The sequence below is a fragment of the Faecalicatena contorta genome (assembly GCF_022835095.1).
In the GTDB taxonomy this organism is placed as follows: domain Bacteria; phylum Bacillota; class Clostridia; order Lachnospirales; family Lachnospiraceae; genus Faecalicatena; species Faecalicatena contorta.
The window spans coordinates 2,753,117-2,779,413 of sequence record NZ_BQNQ01000001.1 but is presented as its reverse complement, the minus strand read 5'-3'; the positions used below and the strand labels follow the sequence as shown (position 1 = coordinate 2,779,413).

The window sequence follows — 26,297 nt, the reverse complement described above, 5'->3', positions numbered from 1 at the left end:
AGGAATTAAAGTATTATGACGAGAGAAAAATATGAATCTCTGCCGCTTGCAACATTAAAAGACCTGGCAAAAGCACGAAAAATGAAAGGTGTATCAGCTATGAAAAAAAGCGGGCTGATTGACGCTATGCTGGCTCAGGATGAGAAAGAGAAGATGGAAGAAGCAAGGGCAGAAGCCAAGGAAGAAGTAAAAGAAGAATTGAAAGAAAAGAAGGAAGGCACGGATATTGAACAGCTGGACAGCGGTAAGTCAGCCAACGGGATTCTGGAGGTTCTGCCGGACGGATACGGATTTATCCGATGCGAGAACTACCTGCCGGGAGAAAACGATGTTTACGTATCCCCTTCACAGATCAGGAGATTTAATCTGAAAACCGGTGATATCATTTCCGGAAATACACGAATTAAGACACAGTCTGAGAAGTTCAGCGCCCTTTTGTATGTTTCCACCATCAATGGTATGAGGCCGTCGGAGGCAATGAAGAGAAATAATTTTGAGGACCTGACTCCGATCTTCCCGAATCAGAGGCTGCGCCTGGAGACACCGGGATGTTCTACAGCTATGCGTATCGTAGATCTGCTTTCTCCTATAGGAAAAGGGCAGAGGGGGATGATCGTGTCACCCCCGAAGGCCGGAAAGACGACCCTGCTGAAGGAAGTGGCGCTCTCTGTACAAAAGCGTGAGCCGAATATGCATCTGCTGATTCTGCTCATTGATGAGCGCCCGGAGGAAGTAACAGATATCCGTGAGGCGATCGCAGGACCGAATGTAGAAGTCATTTATTCTACATTTGATGAACTTCCGGAGCATCATAAAAGGGTATCCGAGATGGTGATTGAGCGCGCAAAAAGGCTGGTTGAGCATGGCAAGGATGTTACGATCCTTCTGGACAGTATTACAAGGCTTGCCCGTGCATACAATCTGACGGTTCCTCCATCAGGGAGAACACTTTCCGGCGGTCTTGATCCGGCAGCGCTTCATATGCCGAAGCGGTTTTTCGGTGCAGCCAGAAATATGAGAGAAGGCGGCAGCCTTACGATCCTGGCTACTGCACTTGTGGAAACAGGGAGCAAGATGGACGATGTGGTATACGAGGAATTCAAGGGAACCGGCAATATGGAACTGGTGCTGGATCGAAAACTCCAGGAGAAGAGGGTATTCCCGGCGATAGACATACCAAAATCAGGAACCAGAAGGGAAGACCTCCTGCTCAGCAGAGAGGAACAGGATGCAGTCTATATTATCCGCAGGGCAATGAACGGCCTGAAAGCGGAAGAAGCCGTGGACAACCTGCTGAATATGTTCTCACAGACAAAGAGCAATGCAGATCTTGTCCAGGTTGTGATCAAAAAGAAATTTCTATAGCAATGGCATAAGGATACGCTGGTCCTGACAGCGAATACCATATCAAAGGAATTTACGCAGCGCAGTTCTAGTATACATTGAGTACCTTCAGAAGCAATAGGAAAAGCACTAGCAGAATGCTTGGTTTTACGATTTTAGCGCCATTTTTCATAACCATTCCTGCACCCAGGTAGCCGCCGGCCATATTGCACAGTGCGGCTGCGATCCCAACGGGGATCAGTACCTGGCCATTTAGCAGAAAGATAATGAGGGATGTAATATTCGTTGTCAGATTAATTACTTTTGCCTGTGCGTTGGCGGTTTTAATACTGAGCTTAGCAAATACGGTAAAAGCGATGATCAGAAACGTACCCGTACCCGGCCCATAGAATCCGTCATAGATACCGATGATAAAAGCAGCAATGACTGCGGTTATGTAAGTTCTTTTGTCCAGCGTAACAGAATCGCTTCCTTTATCATGGAACAGCTTTTTATTCAGCACCAGGAATGCAGATACTGGCAGTATACCAATGAGTACATACAGCATGATCTTCTCCGGTACGATCATGGAAATATGTGCACCGATTGAAGAGCCCGCAATTGCGGCAATCACGGAAGGAATGGCCAGCCGGAAGCTGACAAGCCCGTTTTTCATAAAACGTATTGTGGCAAGCGTGGTTCCGCAGGTGGAAGACATCTTATTGGTGGCAACCGCCATATGAGGAGGAAGTCCCGCGATAAGATAGGCGGGCAGAGAGATCAGGCCACCGCCGCCTCCGATTGCATCTACCAGCCCGGCAAGAAAAAGAAAGGGGCATACGATTAGAAATGTGGAAGCGGAAAGTTCGATAATTGGGGTAGTGATATCCATATGAGCAACTCCTTATGTCATTAATGATAAATCAAACATGGGAATTATATCACAAACCGGATATACAAAAAAGACTTGTCCTATTTTATTTGTTTATTCTGAAAAATAGCTTGCAAAACCATAAATCTTATGATACAATAACAAAGCTGTTTAGAGATTATAATGACTATATATTAAAATAGAGAGGTGAAAATCATGAGAGAAGGAATCCATCCAGAGTACCATCAGGCGACAGTAACTTGCAACTGCGGCAACACATTTGTAACAGGCTCAACAAACAAGAATATTCACGTGGAAATCTGTTCCAAATGCCATCCATTCTACACTGGACAGCAGAAAGCAAATCAGGCTCGCGGACGTGTTGACAAGTTCAACAAAAAATATGGTATTAAATAGGAATGACTTATTGCAGGCTGAGGTGAGATATCTCAGCCTGTTCTTGGGTAAAGGACTGTCCGTAATCACATGATCACTTTGCTCAGCAAATTGCGCAAGTGATTTCCGGGCAGTTCCTTACAAGTAACTATATATGCAGATTTGATCAGAAGGTCAGCAACTTCGGAGAAGAAGGAACTGACCCTTTTCTGGTACAGAAGACAGGAGGACGCATGAAGTCATCGAACATAGGCGGACAGGCAGTTTTGGAAGGCATCATGATGAAGAATGGTAATCAGTATGCGGTGGCGGTCAGGAAACCTGATAAAGAGATCGCGGTAGATATACAGGAGTACAAGAGTGTAATTCCATGTAAGCCGCTGATGAAGATTCCTTTTATACGGGGTATCTTCAATTTTGTAGATTCCCTTGTCCTGGGGATGAAGACACTGATGTTTTCGGCGAGCTTTTTTGAAGAGGAAGAAGAGACAGAGGTGGAGCTGACAGAGGAAGCAATTGCAAAGAAGGAGAAGCAGGATAAACTGTTTATGAATCTGACGGTTGCATTTTCCGTAGTTCTTGCGGTTGCCATATTTATGGTTCTTCCTTATTTTTTGAGCAATATACTGCGGAAGCACATTGCATCTAGAGGGGTAATCACCATTCTGGAAGGCGTGATCCGCCTGGCCATTTTTCTGGGATATATTCTGCTCGTCTCCAGGATGGAAGATATCCAGAGAACATTTATGTATCATGGCGCAGAACATAAGTGCATCAATTGTATTGAACATGGGCTCATTCTGAATACAGACAACGTAAGGAAAAGCTCCAAGCAGCATAAACGCTGCGGCACAAGCTTTCTGTTCTTTGTCATGATAGTGAGTATTATATTCTGCTTCTTTATTACAGCAGAGTCACAGGTTATGAGAGTTGTGCTGCGTATCGCGCTTCTCCCGCTGATCGCAGGGGTATCATATGAGATTATCAAACTGGCCGGAAACAGTGATAACTATTTCATCAACCTGCTGAGCAAGCCGGGAATGTGGGTGCAGAATCTGACCACGAAAGAGCCGGATGACAGCATGATTGAAGTGGCGATTTGTGCAGTGGAAGCCGTATTTGACTGGAAGGCATATCTGGCGGAGAATTTCGGTACCCAGCTGCCGGCAGGCACGCCAGATGAGAAGACACTGGATCAAGTAACGAAAACCGTTGTGGCATCCGGGCAGACGGCCGGACAATATGATATGACGGGCCGGGCCGCAGCCAAAGGGCAGCAGTTATGACACTGCGTGAAGCGTATCAAAGGGGAGAAGTGTTGTTAACAGAGGCCGGAATCACAGATGCCCGCCTGGATGCTTGGTATCTTCTGGAACATGTGAGCGGTGTCAGCAGGGCCATGTATTATACCATGCCGGATAAAATTCTGACCGAGGTACAGGAAAAGCAGTATATAGGATTTGTAGAAAAAAGGGCGCAGAGGATCCCCCTGCAGCATCTGACGGGAACGCAGGAATTTATGGGCCTGGAATTCCGGGTGAATGAACATGTGCTGATTCCGAGACAGGATACGGAAACTTTGGTGGAGGAAGCCATCCGGTTTATTCATAAATATAAAGAAAAGTCATGCGGTGCGCTCGCCGGAAACATCTGCGGGAAGAATGAAAAAATATTCCGTCTTCTCGATATGTGTACCGGTTCCGGATGTATCCTGCTGAGTATTCTGCATGAGATTAGAAAAGAAGAGAAGATGCGGATCCAAGGAACAGGGACGGATGTCTCGGAGAAAGCATTGGAAACAGCCAGGGAGAATGCAGAGTCGCTCCATATCCGCGCAGATTTCCTGCACAGCGATCTATTTGACAAGGTGGAGGGAACCTACCAGATGATCGTGTCCAATCCGCCCTATATCAGAACCGATGTGATAAAGACCCTGCAGGAAGAAGTGAGGCAGCATGATCCTCTTCTGGCGTTGGACGGCAAAGAGGACGGCTTGTATTTTTACAGAGAGATTGTGGACAAGGCAAGGCGCTTTCTCGTAAGCGGCGGATGTCTTCTGTTTGAAATCGGGGCCGATCAGGGTGAGGCCGTGCAATCCATGATGTGTGAGGCGGGCTATACCCATGTTGCCGTAAAAAAGGATCTGCCAGGACTTGACCGGGTCGTTTCGGGCGTGTATGATGAATGAAGTGAGTTGTGAGAAAGGATAGAGAAATATGTTTGACAGATTAGAAGATTTGCTGATCCGCTACGAGGAAGTAATGGGAGAACTGCAGGAGCCGGATGTGGCTAATGATCCGGAACGATTTCGGAAACTGATGAAAGAGCAGAGTGACCTGACTCCGATCGTAGAGGCATACAAAGAATATAAGCAGTGTAAGCAGAACATAGAGGACAGCCTGATCATGCTGGATGAAGAATCTGATGAGGAGATGCGGGAACTCGCAAAAGAGGAACTCAATGATTCCAAAGCCCGGGTTGAAGAGCTCGAGCAGGAACTGAAGATCTTGCTGCTTCCGAAGGATCCCAATGACGAAAAGAATGTAATCGTAGAGATCCGTGCAGGAGCCGGCGGAGATGAGGCGGCGCTGTTTGCGGCAGAGATCTATCGTATGTATGTTCATTATGCAGAAGGACGCCGCTGGAGAGTGGAGATGATTTCCCTGAATGAAAACGGAATCGGCGGTTTCAAGGAGTGTGTGTTTATGATCAGCGGGCAGGGCGCATACTCCCGTTTGAAATATGAGAGCGGCGTACACCGTGTACAGCGTGTGCCGGAGACAGAGAGCGGCGGCAGAATCCACACCTCCACAATTACGGTTGCCATTATGCCGGAGGCCGAGGAAGTGGACGTTGTCATTGAGGAAAAGGATATCCGAATCGACGTTATGCGTGCGTCAGGAAACGGCGGACAGTGCGTCAATACAACGGACTCCGCTGTACGTCTGACTCATTATCCAACGGGGATCGTGATTTACAGCCAGACCGAAAAGTCACAGCTGCAGAACAAGGAAAAGGCGTTCCGGCTGCTTCGCTCCAAGCTGTATGACCTGGAACTGGAAAGGCAGCAGGCGTCCGAGGCTGAGGCGAGAAGAAGCCAGGTCGGAACCGGGGACCGTTCTGAGAAGATCAGAACCTACAACTTCCCCCAGGGACGGGTTACGGATCACAGAATTAAGCTGACGCTGCACAAACTGGATACGATTCTAAACGGGGACCTGGATGAAATCATAGATAGTCTGACCGCTGCAGACCAGGCGGCAAAACTGGCTAATATGAATGATAACTAAGCAGGATTAATCAGAGTCCGGCATCAGCGGTAAAAGCTGATGCCGGACTCTTATAGTTGTGCGCCGTCAGAAAACTTTAGTACAGATTGAAAAAGGTTTCTTATGTGTATGCTCTGTTACATATACAACTTATATACCATCCACCTCCAGTTGCACAGGAAGAACACGGCAAGTACGCTCAGCACCATATAAACCGCAGGCTCGTGGGCGGAGAGTGCGAGCTCTTTTCTCGTGCCGGTCCGGGGAAACAGGCGCCGGTATACGATCCAGATGCAATAGCCGGCCAGTGCGCCGAAGGTGTTCATGATCAGGTCATTAATATCGGTAACCCTGTTGTTAAATAACTGGCAGATTTCGATGGAAAGAGAATAGCCGGCTCCGGCCAGAAGGACTCTAGGGAGTGTACGGTAATTGCTCCAGAGCAGCGGCAGGAGAAATCCAAGTGGCATGAACATGATGATATTCAAAATCTGTGAAAGCTCCAGCCCATCGTTAAATGGAATCAGGTTGATCTTATCCAGTGAAAGGATGCTGTCGTATTTGCCGATGTCCCATATGGTTCCGATCCCTGTTGTGTCCAGTACCATATGGAGGTAGAACACAAACAGGAATACCCAGATAAAATGAGCCTTAGTCAGATGTTTTCCGGGCTTGCGGGCCCGGATAAACATATAGATAAGACAGGGCAGCAGCACACATAAAATAGGATAGAGCGTAATAATAATATCAGCCATAGCGGTTTCCTCCTTGATGCTTGTACATCGAAAATAATTAACTTACTGTTATACTGACCTAAATTTTCGATGCATTAGTTTGTAACGGTTCAGACAGGCCTGCCTGATTTGTTACGTTAGTTTCATTATTTCAGCTTCTTCTTAAAATACTTTGGGGATTTTATTAAGATTTTATGATTTAGGAAGTTCCTGTATCACGAAAAGCCTGAGGGCGTAGATACTGCGGATGCAGGGCCGTATAACTGTATTGAAGCATGGATATATAAATGAAGGGTTTACAGATACGAAGGAACTGGAGTAATATGATTAACATACGAATTGTTATAATGAGAGAGGTAAGACCATGAAAGAAAAACTGAAGAGATTATTTTCCTATTATAAGCCCTACAAAGGGCTGTTTTACAGCGACATGTTTTTTGCCATACTTGGAGCGGCTGTGACCCTGGTCATTCCGATGATTGTCCGGTATATTACAAACGACGTTATTTATTTTGACAGGGCCGATGCGAGACATGCAATTCTGGTTCTGGGTGCTGTGATGCTGGCGCTTGTGGCACTGGAAGTTTTCTGCAATTTTTACATAGCGTACTTCGGACATACGATGGGCGCAAAGATGGAAGCCGATATGCGCAGCGATATATTCGGCCATTATCAGAAGCTGACATTTGCGTTTTATGATAATCAGAAGGTCGGCCACCTGCTCTCCAGAATTACAAGCGACCTGTTCGATATCAGTGAGCTGCTTCACCACGGACCGGAGGACCTTGTGATATCTATTATTAAAATAATCGGTTCCTTTGTGATTCTGCTGACTGTTAATGTAAAACTGGCTTTGATCGCTTTTATATTTATTCCGGTTATGGCGATATTCGCCTTTTATTATAACGGTAAAATGAAAACTGCATTCAAAAGAAACCGAGAGAAGATTGCAGACATAAACAGCCAGATTGAAGACAGTCTTTCGGGTATCCGTGTCGTAAAATCATTTGCAAATGAAAATATGGAAATGAAAAAATTCAAGGCAGGGAATGAGAATTTTGTGGCGGCAAAGAAGCTGAGCTATAAGTACATGGGAATTTATAATTCCGGGCTTGGGGCAATGAGTACTCTGATTACTGTTGTCGTACTGCTGGCTGGCGTGAGCCTGATGCTCAATGGCTCGATTGCCGTGACGGATCTGATTACATTTCTGCTTTATATTAATAATTTTACGGAACCAGTAAGGAAACTGGTGAACTTCACCGAGCAATTCCAGAACGGCTATTCCGGTTTCGAGAGATTTCTGGAAATCCTGTCTATAGCTCCGGATATTGCCGATGAGCCTGATGCGGTTTCCTTGAAAGACGTAAAAGGCACCATTGAGTTTAAAAAAGTATCCTTTTACTATGAAAATGAGAGTGAGAAAGTTCTGGACAATCTGGATCTCAAAGTGGAGGCAGGCGACTATATAGCACTGGTAGGACCGTCGGGAGTGGGTAAGACAACGCTTTGCAGCCTGATCCCCCGTTTCTATGAAGTATCTGAGGGCGGGATCCTTCTGGATGGAACGGACATCAGGCATATCAAATTGGAAGAACTACGCAGTCATATCGGAATCGTACAGCAGGATGTCTATCTGTTTTCGGGCAGTGTGATGGATAATATCCGTTACGGAAAACCCGGGGCTACGGACGAAGAAGTGGTACGTGCGGCCAAAAATGCCAATGCCCACGAGTTTATCATGAGTTTTCCCGAAGGTTACGATACAGATATCGGACAGCGGGGCGTAAAACTGTCAGGAGGGCAAAAACAGCGCCTTTCCATTGCCAGAGTCTTCCTTAGGAATCCTGAAGTGCTGATCTTTGACGAAGCAACCTCTGCGCTAGACAATGAAAGTGAAAAAGTAGTACAGCAGTCAATGGAGAATCTGGCAAAAAACAGAACCACCTTTGTGATTGCGCACAGGCTGTCTACGATCCGCAATGCACAGCGTATACTGGTCATGGCGGATCATGGGATTGCAGAAGAAGGGACACATGAAGAATTGCTGAGAAAACGGGGGATATATGCGGGGCTGTACCAAATGCAGTTCGGGAATTAAGGGACGAGCCTTAGCCTCATTGACGGGTGGGGACGCTCCATAAAGGGATGGCGCATCCGGGCGGTACGAAAAGGCTCATTCCTTAGGAGGCCTCAAAGGGGGCGGCGTATGGCATTGGATTGGAGGGACTTTTATAGCCCCGATAAGTTTTGAAGGAGAAGGGGGGCTTTCACTGAAAAGTCTTACAGACCAGTGTGGTCAAAGATATAAAAGCACTCAAAAAAGTTTTGCCGATATAAACGAACCACCAATTCTCTCCCATATACAACCCTAGTCCCTCCCCGGCATCCCTTTCATTAAGCGTCCCCTTCCGCGCCGGGACTAAAGCTCTCTAAATCTCATTTTTTTAAATATCTATGCTTTTATTGTCAGTTAAAGAAAAAATGTGGTATACTATCAAAGTATTATTTGTCTGTGAGACAAGTTTATACAAAAGGTTATTAGTAATTACATTCAGAAAGAGAAGGATAGGAATGGACGATATAAATTTTAAACGGCCGGAGCTGGAGGACAGGGAGATCATTACTTCTTATTTTTATAAGGCACCTAGCAGGAGCTGCGAAAGGACATTCAGTAACGTGTACCTCTGGTCCAGGCATTATCATGTTAAGTATGCTGTTATAGAGGATGCCCTGATATTTCAGGACGATGAATTTGATCTTGCGTTTGCTTATCCGGCGGGAGAACCACAGTGCGTTAAAAATGCACTGGAATTTCTTATGAAATACAGCGTGGAGAAGGGATATCCGTTTAAACTATATAACGTGACGGAAGAAAATTTTGCGCAGTTGGATCGCTGGTATCCCGGTGAATACCAGATTGAGTATGAACGGGATCAAGCGGATTATGTGTATGAAACGGAAAAGTTAGCGACGTTGGCAGGCAAGAAGCTTCACAGCAAACGAAACCACATTAATAAGTTTAAGACGGCGAATCCGGACTGGAGCTATGAGACGCTGGATGACAGTAACCAGGAAGAGTGTTTCCAGATGGCATTGAAATGGCGTAACCAGAATGGGTGTGAGGAGGATTCCGATAAGAATGCGGAGATGTGCGTGACACTGAATTCGCTGCGTTTGTTTAAGGAACTTGGGCAGAGGGGCGGTGTTCTCAGGGTGAACGGAGAGATTGCCGCATTTACGATTGGCGAACCTGTATGCGGGGATACGTTTGTTGTTCATATAGAAAAGGCATTTGCTGATATTGACGGTGCATATCCGATGATTAACCAGCAGTTTGTGCTGCACGAATGCATGGATTATAAATATGTGAACCGCGAGGAGGATACGGGGGCGGAAGGGCTGAGGAAGGCAAAACTTTCGTACAGGCCGGCCTTTCTGGTAGAAAAAGGGGTTGTTACTAAAAAGACGGCCCGCGGTACCGAATAGCGAATTCAGTTCTGCGGCTATTCCGCAGAACTGTCAGAAGGGTATCCCCGGATGTCCATATATTAAATAAATCAGAAATGGAGAGAGGAAAATGATTTCAAAAAAAATGGAAACTATGGTCGCGAACAGTTCTGCGATCCGCGCAATGTTTGAAGAAGGCAACCGTCTGGCGGGGATTTACGGAGCGGAGAATATATATGATTTCAGCCTGGGCAATCCCAATGTTCCCGCGCCGGAGGCGGTAAAGGACGCGATCCGCGAGCTGCTTGATGAAGAAAACCCCGTTGTGCTTCATGGATATACAAACAGTAATGCAGGCTACGAGGATGTAAGACAGGCCATTGCAGAATCTTTAAATAAAAGATTTGGTACATATTTTGAATCTAAGAATATTACAATGACGGTTGGTGCGGCAGGCGGCCTGAATGTCATTCTCAAATCGCTTCTGAACCCCGGAGACGAGGTCATTGCGTTCGCCCCTTATTTCGGCGAATACAGGAGTTATACGAATAATTATGACGGAGTGCTTGTGGAGATTTCTCCGGATACCTCCACATTCCAGCCAAAACTGGATGAATTTGAAGCCAAAATCACGCCGAAGACAAAGGCTGTCATTGTAAATACTCCGAACAACCCGACCGGCGTTGTCTATTCGGAGGATACCATTCGTAAGATGGCCGCTGTCATGGATGAAAAGCAAAAAGAATATGGGACGGAGATTTATCTGATTTCCGACGAGCCATATAGAGAACTGGCATATGACGGAGTAGAAGTTCCGTATCTTACAAAGTATTATGCCAATACGGTTGTAGGATATTCCTACAGCAAATCCCTCTCCCTTCCAGGGGAGCGCATCGGTTATCTGGTAATTCCGGATGAGGCGGCTGACAGTGAAAAGCTGATCGGAGCAGCAAATGTGGCGACCAGAATTCTGGGCTTTGTAAATGCGCCTACCCTGCAGCAGAAGGTGGTTAAGAAATGTCTGAACGAAAAGACAGATATTTCTTATTACAATAGAAACAGAGAAACATTATATAACGGTTTAAAAGAATTAGGCTTTGAATGTATCAAACCGGAAGGCGCTTTTTATCTGTTTGTAAAATCACCGGTTGCAGATGAAAAAGAATTCTGTGCCGCAGCGAAAAAGTATAATATTTTGATTGTGCCCGGCTCCTCATTCGCATGCCCTGGCTATGTCAGGCTGGCATATTGTGTATCCTATGAGACAATCGTGAATTCTCTGCCTAAATTTGCGGAACTGGCGGCAGAATACAGATAGGACAGGAGCAGCGAAAATGGAACCAAATGCAAAGTTGTTAGAAAATATACGTAAAGTAGAGCCTTATGTTCCCGGTGAACAGCCACAGGAAAAGGTAATCAAGCTTAATACAAATGAAAATCCCTATCCACCGGCGCCGGGGGTGCTTGAAGCGTTGAAGCATCTGGACACAGACCGTCTGCGTCTTTATCCGGACCCTGCCTCGGGCACACTTGTGGAGGCACTGGCAGAGTATTACGGTGTTAGCCGTGAACAAGTATTTGTTGGAGTTGGCTCTGATGATGTACTGTCAATGTGTTTTTTGACATTTTTCAATTCAAAAAAGCCGATTTTGTTTCCGGATATTACATATTCGTTTTATAAAGTATGGGCTGAGCTTTATCACATCCCTTATGAGTGCCCGAAACTGGATGAAGATTTTCGTATCCGAAGGGAAGATTACTATAAGGAAAACGGAGGGATTATATTCCCCAATCCAAATGCTCCTACGGCCGTTTATGAGGATCTGGAGTTTGTTGAGGATATTCTAAAGCATAATCAGGAAGTGATTGTGATCGTAGATGAGGCATACATTGATTTTGCAGGAAGATCTGCGCTGGAACTTTTAAACAGGTACGAGAACCTGATCGTAGTGCAGACATTTTCAAAAGCGAGATCTATGGCGGGGATGCGAATCGGATATGCCATCAGCAGCCCGGCTTTGATTAAATACCTGGATGATGTGAAGTATTCATTCAATTCTTATACCATGAATCTTCCGTCGCTTGTATGCGGGACAGAAGCAGTAAAAGATAAAGTGTATTTTGGTAAGACGACAGCAAGTATCATAGAAACCAGAGAGTGGGCCAAGAAAGAGCTGAGTAGTCTGGGCTTTCAGTTTCCCGACGCAAAAGCTAATTTTATATTTGCTGCTCACCCGGATTATGATGCAGCAAAACTGTTTGCTGCTCTGAAAAAAGAAAATATTTATGTAAGGTACTGGGGCAGCGAACGGATCGAGCAGTATCTGCGAATCACAGTAGGAACCAGAGAAGAGATGGAAGCACTTTTCACATTTCTGAAAAGTTATATAAGATAATTTGTAACAGTTCAGGCTTGCCTGAACTGTTACGATAGTTTATAGAAGCATCCCCATAAATGAGGAAGTGACAGGTTTCAAATCACCAGATAGAAAACCGGAAGCCAAAATGTGTATTGAGACAGGAAACAGAGCTGTCAGAAATACATATTTTGACTTCCGGTTTGGTTTAGGATCCCGCTTCCATCTGTCCTTTTCCCTCATTTTGTTCTTTCAGCATCAGCAGATGCAGATATTCTTCCAGTTTCCGTTGGGATTCCGCGGAAAGATGAAGATAAGAAATCAGGATCTCACGCCCCCTTTCAGGTGCAGTACTGGCGGTTGTGATAATCCCTAGCTTCGAACCCGTCAGCAGATAATCGGCCGATACGCCGAAGTATGCGGCGATGCGCAGCAAACGTTCATAATCCGGCTGTTTGCCCTTCGTCTCATAGCCTGCGATTGTGGAGCGTGTCACTTTCAGATAATCAGCCAGTTCCTTCTGCGTGACATGATTTTGTTCCCTTAGTAGTTTCAATGTAGATGCAAACTTCATAATGGCACCTCCCAGAATATGGTATATTTTACCAGATTGTTACAATTTATAGACAAATTGTGTCAAAAATCAACATAAGAAAAACAAAAGTGTCAATATGACACGTATTGATTACTGAACAAATTGCTGCAAAAGTGATACCCGTTGACACAGACCGGTAAAATTCGTATAATGAAATTGAGAAAAAGAAGGGAAGTATATGCATGATCGCAAAGAATAACGAAGAAAAAAGAAACCGGATCTGGAGGGCTGTAATGGCTGTGACAACTGTGCTGATCATCATCATAGCAGCCTTTTTCGTGATAAAGCTTTTTACTGCCAATCCAGTGGAAGGCAAGTGGAGTCATGAGGACAGCGGCCTGGTTATGTCGATCAGGGGGAATGGGACCGCAGTACTTGAATGGCCGGAAGAGTTCGAGAGCGAAGGCGTCTCTGTTGAGATGAGGTATAGTGTTGACAAAGATACAAAGACATTTACACTGCGGTCGGATGACGAGGCAGTACAAAAGGCAGCGGATGCATCGGACGGAACTGCTACAGCAGAAGGATTAAGTTCGGCAGTGAATTCGCTGGAGGGAACGTATGACTACAACATTGAAAAAAGTACACTGACACTGACCGACAGAGAGTATGGAGATCAGATGATATTTGATAAAAAGTAACCGGAAAACAGGGAATTCACTCCCTGTTTTTCTACGATAAGACGGTGTGTGCAGAAAGGATAATTACGATGGAGATGTTAAGAGAAAAGACAAAAACAGTCAGAATAGGAGATGTCCTTATTGGAGGCGGTCATACGGTTGCAATCCAGTCTATGACGAATACAAGAACCGAGGATGTGGAGTCTACAGCAGCACAGATACGAAAGCTGGAGGCGGCAGGCTGCGAGATCATCCGTTGCGCAGTACCAACGATGGAGGCGGCTTATGCCTTAAAAGAGATTAAGAGGCAGATCCATATCCCACTGGTTGCAGACATTCATTTTGATTACAGGCTTGCAATTGCGGCGATCGAGAACGGAGCAGATAAGATCCGGATCAACCCTGGTAATATCGGGAGCAGGGAACGTCTGCAGGCCGTCGTGAAAAAGGCAAAGGAATATGAGACGCCGATCCGGGTGGGCGTCAACAGCGGTTCGCTGGAAAAACCATTGCTGGAGAAGTACGGCGGCGTGACCGCTGAGGGGATCGTGGAGAGTGCGCTGTACAAGATCCGAATGATCGAAGAGATGGAGTATGATAACCTTGTGGTCAGTATCAAATCTTCTGATGTAATGATGTGTGTGAAGGCCCACGAACAGATCGCTTCGAGGTGTCCTTACCCGCTCCATGTGGGGATCACTGAGGCAGGAACTGTTTACTCGGGAAATGTCAAATCTTCTGTAGGACTGGGAATCATCCTGTACGAAGGCATCGGCGATACCATCCGTGTCTCTTTGACCGGAGATCCACTGGAAGAGATTAAAACTGCAAAGCTGATATTGAAGACACTGGGGCTGCGCAAAGGCGGGATCGAAGTGGTGTCCTGCCCGACCTGCGGTCGGACGAAGATTGACCTGATCGGCCTTGCAAACCAGGTTGAGAATATGGTGGCAGATATCCCTCTGGATATCAAGGTTGCCGTTATGGGATGTGTCGTTAACGGCCCGGGTGAGGCAAAAGAGGCAGATATCGGAATTGCAGGGGGAATTGGAGAAGGCCTTCTGATCAGGAAAGGTGAAATTGTGAAAAAGGTGAAGGAAGAGGAGCTTCTGGAAACCTTGCGGCAGGAGTTGTTAAATTGGAAAAGATAGGGAACGAAAAGATATTTTTTCATGTTTTTCCAACATTAAAAGTGGAAAATGATATCAAGATGCTTTTTAGCGATGTGGAGGTCTCGAAGATCACAACGAACTCAAAACGTGATTTTCTCCGTGTCCACATTTTCAGCAGGCATCTGATCCAGAAAAAGCATATATGGCAGATGGAACAGAAGATTAAAGAGCAGCTTTTTGGCAATACGAGGGTGTCCATCCGCCTGGAAGAGCAGTATGCGTTGTCCGAGCAGTACACGGCGAGCACGCTCATGATGGAATACCGGGAAAGCATTGTGCAGGAACTGAAGCAGCACAGCGTGCTGGCGGCAAGTATGTTTGAACAGGCAGAGATGCACTTTGAAGGCAGTGATATCCTGTATCTGGAGATGCTCAATACGATCGTATCCGAAGGAAAACGGGAGTATATCGTAGATCTGCTTCATGAAATCTATGAAAAGAGATTCCATATCAAAGCCGACATCAGGGTAACGTACCGCGAGGCGCAGGGAGAGCAGGACCGTCAGTATGAAGAGCAGAGGATCCAGCAGGAGATCAATGCCATATTTGAACGCAGGGCAAAGCAGAGAGGCGAAGAACCGGCAGAGGACAGCGTTGGCGGCCAGAGAGAAAAAAAGGAGGGGAACCAGGAAAAACGGGGAGACTCCGGGAAGAAAGGCGATTTCAAGAAGAAAGATTTCAAGAAAAAAGATTTCTACAGGCCGCTTAAGCAAGGCGATGACCCGAGTCTGATATACGGCAGGAATTTCGATGATGAGCCGATCACACTGGATCAGGTTGTTACCGAGATGGGAGAGATTACCGTCCACGGAAAGATCATTAATTTTGACACCAGAGAGATCAGAAATGACAAGACGATTCTGATGTTTGCAGTCACGGATTTTACCGATACGATTACGGTGAAGATGTTCACCAGAAATGATCAGCTGCCGGAGCTGCTGGGGGATTTAAAAAAGGGTGTTTTCGTTAAAATCAAGGGGATTACAACCATTGATAAATTTGACGGGGAACTGACCATCGGCTCAGTGACAGGCATCAAAAAGAGCGGAGATTTTACCGTTACAAGAAAGGATCTGAGCCAGGTTAAGAGAGTGGAGCTCCACTGTCACACAAAGATGAGCGATATGGACGGGGTTTCTGAGGTAAAGGATATTGTGAAGCGTGCCCATGACTGGGGGCATCCCGCCGTTGCCATTACAGACCATGGTATTGTGCAGTCGTTCCCGGATGCCAATCATTTTATCGAGACACTTGATAAGGACGATCCTTTTAAAGTGATTTATGGTGTGGAAGGCTATGTTGTAGATGATCTGACGGAGATCGCGGTGAATGCCGGGGATGAGCGGCTGGATGATACATATATCGTATTCGATCTGGAGACGACGGGTTTTAGCGCTATTAAAGATAAAATAATTGAGATCGGAGCAGTTAAGGTTGTAAATGGAGAGATTGTGGAACGGTTCAGCACCTTTGTCAATCCCAAAAGGCCGATCCCGTTTGAGATCACACAGCTCACAAGCATTACGGATGAAATGGTGATGGGATATCCGGATATCGAGACGATATTGCCGCAGTTTCTGGAATTTGCGGCGGATGGGGTGCTTGTTGCGCACAATGCGGGGTTTGATGTGGGATTTATCGAGCAGAATTGCAGATATCAGGATATAGAGCCGGACTTTGTTTATGTGGATACGGTGGCTATGGCGAGGGTACTTCTGCCTACACTGTCCAAGTATAAGCTGAACGTGGTGGCGAAGGCACTGGGGATCTCCCTGGAGAACCACCACCGGGCGGTAGACGACGCTGCCGCTACAGCGGAGATATTCGTAAAGTTTGTCCAGATGCTGAAAGAACAAAATATCACAACCTTAAAGGAAATGAACCAGTTTGGAGACATGAATCCGAATGCCATCCGCAAACTGCCCACCTATCATATCATCATACTGATAAAAAATGATATCGGCCGGTATAACCTTTACCAGCTGATTACCGAGTCCCATTTGACCTACTATGCAAGAAGGCCAAGGATCCCCAAAAGTGTGCTGAACAGGTACAGGGAGGGGCTGATCGTGGGGAGCGCATGCGAGGCTGGAGAACTGTACCAGGCTGTCTTGAACAATAAGTCTGCAGAGTCCATCGCAAGACTTGCAGATTTCTATGATTACTACGAAATCCAGCCACTCGGCAACAACCGGTTTATGATGGTCAGTGACAAGTTTCCGGATATCAACACTACGGAGGACTTAGAGGAGATTAACAGAAAGATTGTGGAACTGGGAGAAAAGTTCAAAAAGCCGGTTGTAGGTACCTGCGACGTGCACTTCCTGGATCCGGAGGACGAGGTGTACCGTCGGATTATCATGGCAGGTAAGGGATTCAGTGATGCTGATGAACAAGCGCCGCTGTATCTGCGGACAACGGAGGAGATGCTGGAAGAGTTTGAATATCTGGGTTCAGCAAAGGCCAGAGAGATTGTCATAGAGAATACGAACAAGATCTGCGATATGGTTGAGAAAATATCTCCGATCAATCCGAATAAGTGTCCGCCGGTGATCGCAAATTCGGAGCAGGATCTGAGGAATATCTGTTACAACAGGGCTCATGAAATCTATGGCGAAGACCTGCCGGAGCCGGTATCCACCCGTCTGGAGAAGGAACTGAACTCTATCATATCGAACGGGTACTCCGTCATGTATATCATTGCCCAGAAGCTGGTATGGAAATCAAATGACGACGGATACCTGGTAGGTTCCCGTGGTTCTGTTGGTTCTTCCTTTGTTGCCACGATGTCAGGGATCACTGAGGTAAATCCCTTAAGTCCGCATTATTACTGTGAGAAATGCCACTATAATGAATTTGACTCCCCGGAAGTAAAGGCATACGCAGGGGGCTGCGGCTTCGATATGCCGGACAAGATATGCCCGAACTGCGGGGAAATGCTGATTAAGGCGGGATTTGACATCCCATTCGAGACCTTCCTCGGCTTTAAGGGCGATAAAGAGCCTGATATTGACCTGAACTTCTCGGGAGATTATCAGGCAAAGGCACATAAGTATACGGAAGTGCTATTCGGGGAAGGCCATACGTTTAAGGCCGGGACTATCGGAACACTTGCAGATAAGACCGCTTTTGGTTATGTAAGGAACTATTACGAGGAACGCGGGCACAGAAAAAGAAAGTGTGAGATTGACAGAATTACGGTGGGATGCACAGGGATTCGCAGAAGTACGGGCCAGCATCCGGGAGGGATCGTCGTACTGCCTCACGGACACAGCATCAATGAGTTTACCCCGGTGCAGCATCCGGCAAACGATATGACAACAGATATCATAACGACCCACTTTGATTATCATTCCATTGACCATAACCTTTTGAAGCTGGACATTCTCGGCCATGATGATCCGACCATGATCCGTACACTAGAGGAATATATCACATCGGATGCCATGGACAATGAGTACAATGAGGAGAATCCGTTTATCGCCACCAATATACCGCTGGACGATAAGAAGGTGCTCTCCCTGTTCCACGATACAAGTGCTTTGGGGATCAAACCGGAGGATATAGACGGGTGCAACCTGGGATGCCTTGGGATTCCTGAGTTCGGGACAGACTTCGTTATTCAGATGGTACAGGATGCGAAGCCGCAGTCACTTTCAGACCTGATCCGTATATCGGGTCTGTCCCACGGGACAAATGTGTGGCTGGGAAATGCACAGGAACTGGTAAAATCAGGAAAGGCCACGATTTCCACCTGTATCTGTACACGTGATGATATCATGATCTACCTGATCAACCAGGGTGTGGACAGCGCGCTGTCCTTTACAATCATGGAGAGTGTGCGTAAGGGAAAAGGGCTGAAACCAGAATGGGAAGAAGCCATGAAGGAGAAGAACGTGCCGGACTGGTACATCTGGTCCTGTAAACAGATCAGCTACATGTTCCCGAAGGCCCATGCGGCGGCGTACGTTATGATGGCTTACCGCATCGCGTACTGCAAGATTAATTATCCGCTGGCGTATTATGGCGCTTATTTTGGTATCCGCGCCAATGCATTTTCTTATGAAATCATGTGCCAGGGGAAAGACAAGCTGAATTATTATATAAAAGACTACAAACGCAGGGCGGATTCGCTGAGCAATAAAGAGCAGGATGTAGTAAAAGACATGAAGATCGTGCAGGAAATGTATGCCAGAGGCTATGAGTTCCTGCCTCTGGATATCTATAGGGCAAAGGCAACCAAATTCCAGATTATAGACGGGAAACTGATGCCGCCGCTCTCCAGTATTGAAGGTATGGGTGAGAAAGCCGCGGAGGCTGTGGAGGAAGCAGCTAAAGACGGGCCGTACCTGTCTCTGGATGATTTCAGACAGCGGACAAAGGTCAGCAAAACAGTCATTGATTTTATGGCGGAACTGGGGCTGTTTGGAGACCTGCCGCAGAGTAATCAGTTGTCGCTATTTGATTTTGGGTAGGGAGCGCGGGGAATAATGTATGGACTTTCCATTCTTATTTATGCTATAATGTTCCCAATGGACTTTTATCGGGGAATTTTTATGTCCCGGGAATGCTTAAAGATTTATGGAGGAGAAGAATTATGTACGGTTTCGAGGAAATCAAGAATGAAGATGTAGAGATTGCGGAAGCGATTCAGGCGGAGATGGACAGGCAGAATTCTCATATTGAGCTGATTGCTTCTGAAAACTGGGTTAGTAAGGCTGTTATGGCAGCTATGGGCAGCCCGCTGACGAATAAATATGCAGAAGGATATCCGGGAAAGAGATATTACGGCGGATGCCAGTGTGTGGATGTTGTTGAGAATCTTGCCAGAGAGCGGGCAAAAGAGCTGTTCCAGTGCGAATATGCCAACGTGCAGCCTCATTCCGGAGCACAGGCTAATATGGCTGCAATGTTTGCTATGGTGGAGCCAGGTGATAAAGTGATGGGAATGAACCTGGATCACGGCGGACATCTGACTCATGGTTCACCGGTTAATCTGTCAGGCAAGTATTTTGATTTCTCAGCGTATGGCGTGAATGACAACGGTGTCATTGATTATGATAAGGTACTTGAAATCGCAAAAGAACATAAACCAAAGCTGATTATTGCTGGTGCAAGCGCTTATGCCAGGACCATCGACTTCAAGAGATTCCGTGAGATTGCGGATGAGGTAGGTGCATACCTGATGGTGGATATGGCGCATATTGCCGGTTTAGTGGCAGCAGGCATTCATCCAAGCCCGATCCCCTATGCACACGTGACGACCACCACAACGCATAAGACCCTGCGCGGACCAAGGGGCGGTATGATCCTGTGCAGTGAAGAGATGAATAAAAAGTTCAACTTCAATAAGGCAGTCTTCCCGGGAATCCAGGGCGGACCGCTGATGCACGTCATCGCAGCCAAGGCAGTCTGCTTCAAAGAAGCCCTGCAGCCTGAGTTCAAGACATACCAGGAACAGGTAGTGAAAAACGCCAAAGCATTGTGCAAAGGCCTCCAGGAAAGAGGCGTCAAGATCGTCTCCGGAGCAACCGACAACCACCTCATGCTCGTAGACCTGACAGAGAACGACTTAAGCGGCAAAGAACTTGAAAAACGTCTAGACGAAGCCCACGTAACCTGCAACAAAAACACCATCCCGAACGATCCCCGTTCTCCGTTCGTAACAAGCGGAGTAAGGCTCGGAACCCCAGCAGTCACCACCCGGGGAATGGTAGAAGAAGACATGGCAAAAATAGCAGAAATCATAGCCATGGTTATAGATGATGAAGCAAATGTAGAAAAAGCACAGGGAATGGTAGCAGAACTTACGAAAAAGTACCCGCTTATCTAATCCCCCAAAAAGAAAGGATTGCCGGGCCCTGCAATCCTTTCTTTTTCCTCTTACTGCCGCTAAGTCTGCGGCCCGCCCTACAAAACAGCACAGGTCTTTCCGGCCCCTCCCGTTGCTCATTCTGCAAAGCACTCTTTCCCCATAATTTTTTAAAATTTAATGCTTTAATTCGTCAAAGCAGTGTGTTATACTATTGGATAACGAATGTGATGTTGAAGGAGGTTTTTACGATGATTTGGGCAAAGGAAGAGACTCTGCCAAGGGCCGAGATTGAGAAAATCCAATTGGAACGGTTACAGAAAACGGCAGCATATATTTATGAAAGGGTAGAGCCTTACCGTAAGAAGATGGATGAGGCCGGTGTGAAGCCAGGAGATATTCAGAGCCTGGAAGACTTAAAGAAGATGCCGTTTACATATAAAGCAGACTTCAGGGATCATTATCCCGACGGCCTTTTTGCGGTAGATAAGAAGGAGATTGTCAGGTACCATGCAAGCTCTGGAACCACAGGGAAACCAACCGTAGTGGCATATACGAAGAACGATCTGGATGTCTGGCTGAACAATGTGGCAAGAATCGCATGTATGGGCGGCGCAACATCAGAAGATGTAGCGCAGATTGCATTCGGATACGGTACGTTTACCGGAGCACTTGGGTTGCATGGAGGTCTGGAGAAGTTGGGAGCGTCCGTTATTCCAATGTCTTCAGGCAATACGAATAAGCAGATTATGTTTATGCAGGATATGGGTGTGACACTGCTGGTAGCGACGCCTTCTTATGCTCTTCATCTTGGAGAGATCTTAAGGGAGCGGGGAATTGACCCTTCAAAGGATCTGAACATACATATCGGCCTGTTTGGCGGCGAAGGGATGACAGAACCCATGCGCGATGAGATGCATAAAGTCTGGGGCAACCAGTTTGTCTGTACACAGAACTACGGGATGAGCGAGCTGTGCGGACCCGGCGTATCAGGGGAATGTACGGAATTATGCGGTATGCATATCAATGAAGACTGGTTTATACCGGAGATTATTAATCCTGAGACAGAGGAAGTGCTGGCTCCCGGTGAGACTGGAGAGCTTGTAATAACCTGCCTGTGCAAGGAAGCGCTTCCACTTGTCCGTTACCGTACAGGAGATCTTACCAAACTGATGTATGAGCCGTGCAAATGCGGCAGAACAACGGTACGTATGGAGAATCTTTCAGGACGTGCGGATGATATGCTTGTAATCCGCGGTGTCAATGTATTCCCAAGCCAGATAGAAGAAGTCCTTCTGAGAATTGAAGAGATCGGGCCGCATTACGAGATTCTGGTCGAGAGAAAGAACCGTTTGGACGTTATGACAATCTCTGTTGAGCTGATCGACGACAGACTGCTGGACAGCTACGCAAAGTTAAGTGAATTGGAACAGAGTATCAAAGCTTCTCTGAAGTCACAGCTTGGACTCGCAACACAGATCAGGCTGGTTGCCCCGAACTCGCTTCAGAGATTTGAGGGCAAGGCAAAGAGAGTGAAAGATTTACGAAAGGATGGACTATAAACTATGTCAGAGAAAGTGATAATGCTGGGAAATGAGGCGATTGCCAGAGGCGCATATGAGGCCGGCATCAAAGTTTCCTCAGCCTATCCGGGAACCCCTAGTACAGAGATCAGTGAGTACATGGTTCAGTATAAAGATACTTTTTATGAAGAATGGGCGCCGAACGAAAAAGTAGCTGCTGAGGTGGCCGTAGGAGCCAGCATCGCAGGTGTGCGTGCGATGGCCTGCATGAAACACGTCGGCCTGAATGTGGCATCGGATCCGCTGTATTCCGTATCCTATATGGGCGTCAACGGCGGTCTTGTGCTTACAGTTGCCGATGATCCAGGTTTATACAGCTCCCAGAACGAGCAGGACACCAGGATGGTGGCAAGAGCAGCCCAGATCCCGGTGATCGAACCTTCTGACAGTGCGGAAGCAAAAGAATATATCAAGGCAGCTTTTGAACTAAGTGAGAAGTTTGACAGACCGTTTATTTACAGAATAACAACCAGGCTGGCACATTCCCAGGGCCTGGTAGAGCTGTGTGACAGGGAAGAGATCGAAGATAAACCTTACGTGAAAAATATCCGGAAAAATGTGATGATGCCGGGCAACGCAAAGCTGCGCCATGTGGAGATAGAAAGGCTCAACAAAGAGCTGGCCGAGGCCGCAAATACACTGCCGATCAACCGTGTGGAGATGAACGACACGAAAATAGGAGTCATTACAAGCGGTATCCCTTATCAGTATGTAAAAGAGGCACTTCCGCAGGCGTCCGTATTAAAACTGGGAATGGTCAATCCACTTCCAAGGAAGATGATTGAGGAATTTGCAGCAAAAGTAGATACGCTTTATATTGTAGAAGAACTGGATCCGGTCATTGAAGAGCAGGTGAAGTCCTGGGGGATCAAGGCAGTCGGTAAGGAGATCTTTACCGTGCAGGGAGAGTACAGCGCGAATATGCTGCGCAAAGCAATATTAAATGAGGAGCTGGATATCCAGCCAGCGGCAGATGCCCCGCAGCGCCCGCCGATTTTATGTCCCGGATGTCCGCACCGCAGCGTATACCATGTGCTGAATAAGCTGAAAATGCATGCGGCCGGGGATATCGGATGTTATACGCTGGGAGCGGTTGCGCCCTTAAGCGTAGTTGATACAACGATGTGCATGGGTTCCAGCATTTCCACCCTGCATGGCATGGAAAAGGCAAAGGGAAAGGAATACATCAAAGACTGGGTAGCCGTGATCGGCGATTCCACATTCTTACATACAGGAGTGAATTCCCTGATGAATATGGTTTATAATAAAGCGACAGGAACCGTGATGATTCTGGATAATTCCACTACCGGAATGACCGGGCATCAGGATCATGCTGCGACAGGAAAAACACTCCAGGGAGATCCGACTTATGCCATTGATATTGTGAAGCTGTGCAGCGCTATGGGTGTGAATCACGTGATTGAGGTAAATGCATTTGACCTGGACACACTGGAGAGGACAATTAAGGAAGAAGTTGCCAGAGATGAAGTGTCGGTCATTATCACAAAATCGCCGTGCGTACTTCTGGACAAATCCAAAAAGCCGCTCTATACCGTGCATGAGGACAAATGCAAAAAATGCGGTATGTGCATGAAGCCGGGATGCCCCGCAATGACGAAAAATGCAGACGGCACCATCCATATTGACGATACTATGTGTACGGGATGCGGCCTGTGCGAATCTCTATGTAAATTTGGTGCAATAGAACTGGTAAAGGCGGGTGAATAATCATGGCGACAAAGAATATTATGATTGTAGGTGTAGGCGGTCAGGGGACCCTGCTTACCAGCAGAATATTGGGAGGACTTACCATTGCAGGCGGCTATGATGTCAAACTTTCCGAGGTACACGGCATGGCACAGAGAGGCGGCAGTGTTGTTACATTTGTGCGCTATGGCGAGCAGGTGGCGGAGCCGATCGTGGAAGAGGGGCAGGCAGATGTAATCATTGCATTTGAACGCCTGGAAGCCCTGCGGTATGCACATTTTCTGAAAAAGGACGGAGTTTTGATTGTCAATGACTGGCGCATCGATCCGATGCCGGTTGTAATCGGCGCAGCAGAATACCCGGAAAATATCCTGGAGACCCTGGAAAAAGAGTATAAGATCTATAAGGTAAATGCGACGGAAGAGTCCAAGAAGCTTGGCAATCCTAAAGTATTCAATCTGATTGTACTGGGTGTTGCAGCACAGCATATGGACTTTACAAAAGAGCAGTGGTATGAGGTGATCGAAAAGACGGTTCCTCCAAAAACAATTGAAATCAATAAAAAAGCATTTGATGTAGGATACACATTATAAGGGATAGGCGGTGAGAGGATGATTAAGCAGTTATCAGTATTTGTGGAAAACAGGCCGGGCAGCCTGATGCAGGTGACATCGGCGCTGACGGAGGCACATATCAATATCAGGGCGATCGCTTCATTTGATACGCCTGAATTTGGAATTCTCAGGCTGGTGGTTGATAAACCGGCAGAAGCAAAGACCTATCTGACAAGCAAGGGGTTTGTTGTCAGGATACACGACGTAATTGGTGTAGAACTCAAAGATGAGAAAGGAAACCTGAACCGGATGCTTTCCATACTTGCAGAAGGCAGGATCAACATCAATTATATTTATTCTTTTGTAATCCGCGAGGGAAGGGCGCCGGTTATGGTGTTCAACACAGATGATTTTGAAAAAGCTGCGCGTGTTCTGGAAGCAGCGGAGGTAAAAGTCGTAAAAGAAGCGGATCTATAAAATTACGGAAATATGGGAAAACAGATAAGGAGTTAAACTAAAATGGCGGCAGTGACTTTAGAAAACTGGAAAGAGCGGATCTTTGACCCGGATATAGAATGCATGAGCAGTGACGAGATGGCTGCTCTGCAGAGCAGACGTCTGGCTGATGTAGTAGAAAGAGTATACAACAATGTAGATTTCTACCGTAAGAAGATGAAGGACCTTGGAGTAGAACCGGGTGATATCAAAGGAATCGAGGATATTAATAAACTTCCATTTACGACAAAGGAAGACCTGAGGGATAACTATCCGTTCGGGCTTCTGGCAATCCCCAAAAAAGATGTTGTCCGGGTACAGGGCACATCAGGAACGACAGGGAAACTGACTTTGGCGTCCTATTCGCAGAAGGATGTGGATGTGTGGGGCGAATGTGTAGCCAGATGCCTGACAATGGCCGGACTGACAGAGGAAGATATCATCCATGTATGCTATGGATACGGTTTATTTACAGGAGGAATGGGTCTGGACTTTGGAGCTAAGGCGCTTGGAGCGACAGCGATCCCTATGTCGGCGGGGAATACCAAACGTCAGATGATGTGTATGGAAGATTTTGGGTCTACAGCGTTCGCATGTACGCCTTCCTATGCACTGCATCTTGCGGAATCCCTGCAGGAGGCCGGTGTTGTGGACCGTCTGAAACTGAAGGCCGGGATTCACGGCGCAGAGCCATGGACCGAAGAGATGCGTAAGAAAATCGAAAGTATTCTGCATATCAACTGCTTTGATATTTACGGATTATGTGAGATTACGGGCCCTGGAGTTGCACAGGACTGTATCCATCATAGAGGTCTGCACATCAATGTAGATTACTTCTATCCGGAGGTACTCAATCCGGTAACTCACGAGGCTTGTGCAGACGGTGAGACAGGAGAACTGGTATTTACAACACTGGCAAAAGAGGCGATGCCGCTTTTAAGATACCGCACGAAGGATCTTACCAGCATTGACCACAGCACCTGCGACTGCGGCAGAACGACACCGAGGATATCCAAGTTTACAGGACGTACAGATGATATGAAAGTCATCCGCGGCGTCAACGTATTCCCGACGCAGGTTGAGACAGCACTTCTCAGCATGGGCGGCGCAGTTGCACCGCATTACCTCATGATTGTGGACAGAGAAGATAATCTGGATGTCCTGACGGTTATGGTGGAGGTCGATGAGAGCATGTTCTCAGACGAGATCAGAAAACTGGATGCGCTGAAAGCAAAGATCGGCGCAGTTCTGAAACAGGCGCTTGGAGTTTCCGTCCGCGTGAAGCTGGTTGAGCCTAAGACAATACAGAGAAGCGAAGGAAAAGCAGTACGTGTAATAGATAAGCGTAACCTGCAGTAG

21 protein-coding genes are annotated in these 26,297 nt (G+C 46.8%); 18 read left to right on the top strand and 3 right to left on the bottom strand.

Annotated elements, in window-relative coordinates; all coding sequences use genetic code 11:
• Positions 1-15 precede the first annotated feature (15 nt).
• Positions 16-1,365: a transcription termination factor Rho gene (gene rho / locus MWG26_RS12390; RefSeq protein WP_025657258.1), complete on the top strand. Its 1,350-nt coding sequence runs from the start codon at positions 16-18 to the stop codon at positions 1,363-1,365.
• Positions 1,366-1,432: 67 nt separating this feature from the next.
• Here rho and MWG26_RS12385 read toward each other — a convergent pair whose 3' ends face one another.
• A complete protein-coding gene (locus MWG26_RS12385) occupies positions 1,433-2,215 on the bottom strand; it encodes a sulfite exporter TauE/SafE family protein (RefSeq protein ID WP_153920998.1) in 783 nt (260 codons plus the stop codon).
• A gap of 195 nt (positions 2,216-2,410) precedes the next feature.
• On the opposite strand from MWG26_RS12385, the gene rpmE reads away from it, so the two are divergent.
• The 4 genes from rpmE (at position 2,411) to prfA (ending at position 5,880) form a co-directional block, all read left to right on the top strand.
• Positions 2,411-2,611: a 50S ribosomal protein L31 gene (rpmE, locus tag MWG26_RS12380; RefSeq protein ID WP_025657260.1), complete on the top strand. Its 201-nt coding sequence runs from the start codon at positions 2,411-2,413 to the stop codon at positions 2,609-2,611.
• Between the two features lie 212 nt (positions 2,612-2,823).
• Positions 2,824-3,876, top strand: a complete 1,053-nt coding sequence (locus MWG26_RS12375; protein ID WP_025657261.1) for a DUF1385 domain-containing protein — start codon at positions 2,824-2,826, stop codon at positions 3,874-3,876.
• Positions 3,873-4,778: a peptide chain release factor N(5)-glutamine methyltransferase gene (gene prmC, locus MWG26_RS12370; protein WP_025657262.1), complete on the top strand. Its 906-nt coding sequence runs from the start codon at positions 3,873-3,875 to the stop codon at positions 4,776-4,778. Before MWG26_RS12375 ends, prmC begins: the two co-directional genes overlap by 4 nt.
• Before the next feature lie 28 nt (positions 4,779-4,806).
• Positions 4,807-5,880 (top strand): peptide chain release factor 1, encoded by a 1,074-nt coding sequence (prfA, locus tag MWG26_RS12365; protein WP_025657263.1) that lies wholly within the window; start codon positions 4,807-4,809, stop codon positions 5,878-5,880.
• 116 nt (positions 5,881-5,996) lie between these two features.
• On the opposite strand, the gene MWG26_RS12360 is transcribed toward prfA, so the two are convergent.
• Positions 5,997-6,614: a VanZ family protein gene (locus tag MWG26_RS12360; protein WP_044927311.1), complete on the bottom strand. Its 618-nt coding sequence runs from the start codon at positions 6,612-6,614 to the stop codon at positions 5,997-5,999.
• A 343-nt stretch (positions 6,615-6,957) separates the two neighbouring features.
• Between MWG26_RS12360 and MWG26_RS12355 the strand changes: the two genes are divergently transcribed.
• From MWG26_RS12355 to hisC, 4 genes are all read left to right on the top strand, one after another.
• Complete coding sequence (locus MWG26_RS12355) at positions 6,958-8,694, top strand: ABC transporter ATP-binding protein (RefSeq protein ID WP_025657265.1); 1,737 nt, start codon at positions 6,958-6,960, stop codon at positions 8,692-8,694.
• A gap of 473 nt (positions 8,695-9,167) precedes the next feature.
• Entirely contained in the window at positions 9,168-10,082 is a 915-nt protein-coding gene (locus MWG26_RS12350; RefSeq protein WP_025657266.1) for a DUF2156 domain-containing protein, read from the top strand.
• A 91-nt stretch (positions 10,083-10,173) separates the two neighbouring features.
• Positions 10,174-11,361, top strand: a complete 1,188-nt coding sequence (locus MWG26_RS12345) for a pyridoxal phosphate-dependent aminotransferase (RefSeq protein ID WP_025657267.1) — start codon at positions 10,174-10,176, stop codon at positions 11,359-11,361.
• A 16-nt stretch (positions 11,362-11,377) separates the two neighbouring features.
• Positions 11,378-12,439, top strand: a complete 1,062-nt coding sequence (gene hisC, locus MWG26_RS12340; protein ID WP_117441223.1) for a histidinol-phosphate transaminase — start codon at positions 11,378-11,380, stop codon at positions 12,437-12,439.
• A gap of 169 nt (positions 12,440-12,608) precedes the next feature.
• On the opposite strand, the gene MWG26_RS12335 is transcribed toward hisC, so the two are convergent.
• Complete coding sequence (locus MWG26_RS12335) at positions 12,609-12,974, bottom strand: helix-turn-helix domain-containing protein (protein ID WP_025657268.1); 366 nt, start codon at positions 12,972-12,974, stop codon at positions 12,609-12,611.
• 203 nt (positions 12,975-13,177) lie between these two features.
• Here MWG26_RS12335 and MWG26_RS12330 point away from each other — a divergent pair, with 203 nt between their 5' ends.
• From MWG26_RS12330 to MWG26_RS12290, 9 genes are all read left to right on the top strand, one after another.
• Positions 13,178-13,636 carry a hypothetical protein gene (locus MWG26_RS12330; RefSeq protein ID WP_025657269.1) on the top strand — a complete coding sequence of 153 codons (459 nt, stop codon included), beginning with the start codon at positions 13,178-13,180 and terminating at the stop codon, positions 13,634-13,636.
• 74 nt (positions 13,637-13,710) lie between these two features.
• Positions 13,711-14,766: a flavodoxin-dependent (E)-4-hydroxy-3-methylbut-2-enyl-diphosphate synthase gene (gene ispG / locus MWG26_RS12325; protein ID WP_025657270.1), complete on the top strand. Its 1,056-nt coding sequence runs from the start codon at positions 13,711-13,713 to the stop codon at positions 14,764-14,766.
• A 59-nt stretch (positions 14,767-14,825) separates the two neighbouring features.
• Positions 14,826-19,262 carry a PolC-type DNA polymerase III gene (locus MWG26_RS12320; protein ID WP_416388522.1) on the top strand — a complete coding sequence of 1,479 codons (4,437 nt, stop codon included), beginning with the start codon at positions 14,826-14,828 and terminating at the stop codon, positions 19,260-19,262.
• A 122-nt stretch (positions 19,263-19,384) separates the two neighbouring features.
• The gene (glyA, locus tag MWG26_RS12315; protein ID WP_025657272.1) at positions 19,385-20,620 is read left to right on the top strand and encodes a serine hydroxymethyltransferase; all 1,236 of its coding nucleotides are present in this window, start codon (positions 19,385-19,387) and stop codon (positions 20,618-20,620) included.
• Positions 20,621-20,850: 230 nt separating this feature from the next.
• Positions 20,851-22,161, top strand: a complete 1,311-nt coding sequence (locus tag MWG26_RS12310) for a phenylacetate--CoA ligase family protein (protein WP_025657273.1) — start codon at positions 20,851-20,853, stop codon at positions 22,159-22,161.
• A 3-nt stretch (positions 22,162-22,164) separates the two neighbouring features.
• Entirely contained in the window at positions 22,165-23,910 is a 1,746-nt protein-coding gene (gene iorA, locus MWG26_RS12305) for an indolepyruvate ferredoxin oxidoreductase subunit alpha (protein ID WP_025657274.1), read from the top strand.
• 2 nt (positions 23,911-23,912) lie between these two features.
• Positions 23,913-24,482 (top strand): indolepyruvate oxidoreductase subunit beta, encoded by a 570-nt coding sequence (locus MWG26_RS12300; RefSeq protein WP_025657275.1) that lies wholly within the window; start codon positions 23,913-23,915, stop codon positions 24,480-24,482.
• Between the two features lie 18 nt (positions 24,483-24,500).
• Positions 24,501-24,920 (top strand): ACT domain-containing protein, encoded by a 420-nt coding sequence (locus MWG26_RS12295; protein WP_025657276.1) that lies wholly within the window; start codon positions 24,501-24,503, stop codon positions 24,918-24,920.
• A gap of 42 nt (positions 24,921-24,962) precedes the next feature.
• Positions 24,963-26,297 carry a phenylacetate--CoA ligase family protein gene (locus tag MWG26_RS12290; protein ID WP_025657277.1) on the top strand — a complete coding sequence of 445 codons (1,335 nt, stop codon included), beginning with the start codon at positions 24,963-24,965 and terminating at the stop codon, positions 26,295-26,297.

What these genes read in the sequence shown, in the direction of transcription:
- MWG26_RS12350 (WP_025657266.1), top strand. Translation starts at nt 9,168, where the DNA reads ATGGACGATATAAATTTTAAACGGCCGGAGCTGGAGGACAGGGAGATC.
- hisC (WP_117441223.1), top strand. Translation starts at nt 11,378, where the DNA reads ATGGAACCAAATGCAAAGTTGTTAGAAAATATACGTAAAGTAGAGCCT.
- ispG (WP_025657270.1), top strand. Translation starts at nt 13,711, where the DNA reads ATGTTAAGAGAAAAGACAAAAACAGTCAGAATAGGAGATGTCCTTATT.
- MWG26_RS12345 (WP_025657267.1), top strand. Translation starts at nt 10,174, where the DNA reads ATGATTTCAAAAAAAATGGAAACTATGGTCGCGAACAGTTCTGCGATC.
- MWG26_RS12335 (WP_025657268.1), bottom strand. Translation starts at nt 12,974, where the DNA reads ATGAAGTTTGCATCTACATTGAAACTACTAAGGGAACAAAATCATGTC.
- MWG26_RS12320 (WP_416388522.1), top strand. Translation starts at nt 14,826, where the DNA reads ATGCTTTTTAGCGATGTGGAGGTCTCGAAGATCACAACGAACTCAAAA.
- MWG26_RS12300 (WP_025657275.1), top strand. Translation starts at nt 23,913, where the DNA reads ATGGCGACAAAGAATATTATGATTGTAGGTGTAGGCGGTCAGGGGACC.
- MWG26_RS12385 (WP_153920998.1), bottom strand. Translation starts at nt 2,215, where the DNA reads ATGGATATCACTACCCCAATTATCGAACTTTCCGCTTCCACATTTCTA.
- MWG26_RS12295 (WP_025657276.1), top strand. Translation starts at nt 24,501, where the DNA reads ATGATTAAGCAGTTATCAGTATTTGTGGAAAACAGGCCGGGCAGCCTG.
- rho (WP_025657258.1), top strand. Translation starts at nt 16, where the DNA reads ATGACGAGAGAAAAATATGAATCTCTGCCGCTTGCAACATTAAAAGAC.
- MWG26_RS12360 (WP_044927311.1), bottom strand. Translation starts at nt 6,614, where the DNA reads ATGGCTGATATTATTATTACGCTCTATCCTATTTTATGTGTGCTGCTG.
- glyA (WP_025657272.1), top strand. Translation starts at nt 19,385, where the DNA reads ATGTACGGTTTCGAGGAAATCAAGAATGAAGATGTAGAGATTGCGGAA.
- MWG26_RS12310 (WP_025657273.1), top strand. Translation starts at nt 20,851, where the DNA reads ATGATTTGGGCAAAGGAAGAGACTCTGCCAAGGGCCGAGATTGAGAAA.
- prfA (WP_025657263.1), top strand. Translation starts at nt 4,807, where the DNA reads ATGTTTGACAGATTAGAAGATTTGCTGATCCGCTACGAGGAAGTAATG.
- MWG26_RS12355 (WP_025657265.1), top strand. Translation starts at nt 6,958, where the DNA reads ATGAAAGAAAAACTGAAGAGATTATTTTCCTATTATAAGCCCTACAAA.
- rpmE (WP_025657260.1), top strand. Translation starts at nt 2,411, where the DNA reads ATGAGAGAAGGAATCCATCCAGAGTACCATCAGGCGACAGTAACTTGC.
- MWG26_RS12290 (WP_025657277.1), top strand. Translation starts at nt 24,963, where the DNA reads ATGGCGGCAGTGACTTTAGAAAACTGGAAAGAGCGGATCTTTGACCCG.
- prmC (WP_025657262.1), top strand. Translation starts at nt 3,873, where the DNA reads ATGACACTGCGTGAAGCGTATCAAAGGGGAGAAGTGTTGTTAACAGAG.
- MWG26_RS12375 (WP_025657261.1), top strand. Translation starts at nt 2,824, where the DNA reads ATGAAGTCATCGAACATAGGCGGACAGGCAGTTTTGGAAGGCATCATG.
- iorA (WP_025657274.1), top strand. Translation starts at nt 22,165, where the DNA reads ATGTCAGAGAAAGTGATAATGCTGGGAAATGAGGCGATTGCCAGAGGC.
- MWG26_RS12330 (WP_025657269.1), top strand. Translation starts at nt 13,178, where the DNA reads ATGATCGCAAAGAATAACGAAGAAAAAAGAAACCGGATCTGGAGGGCT.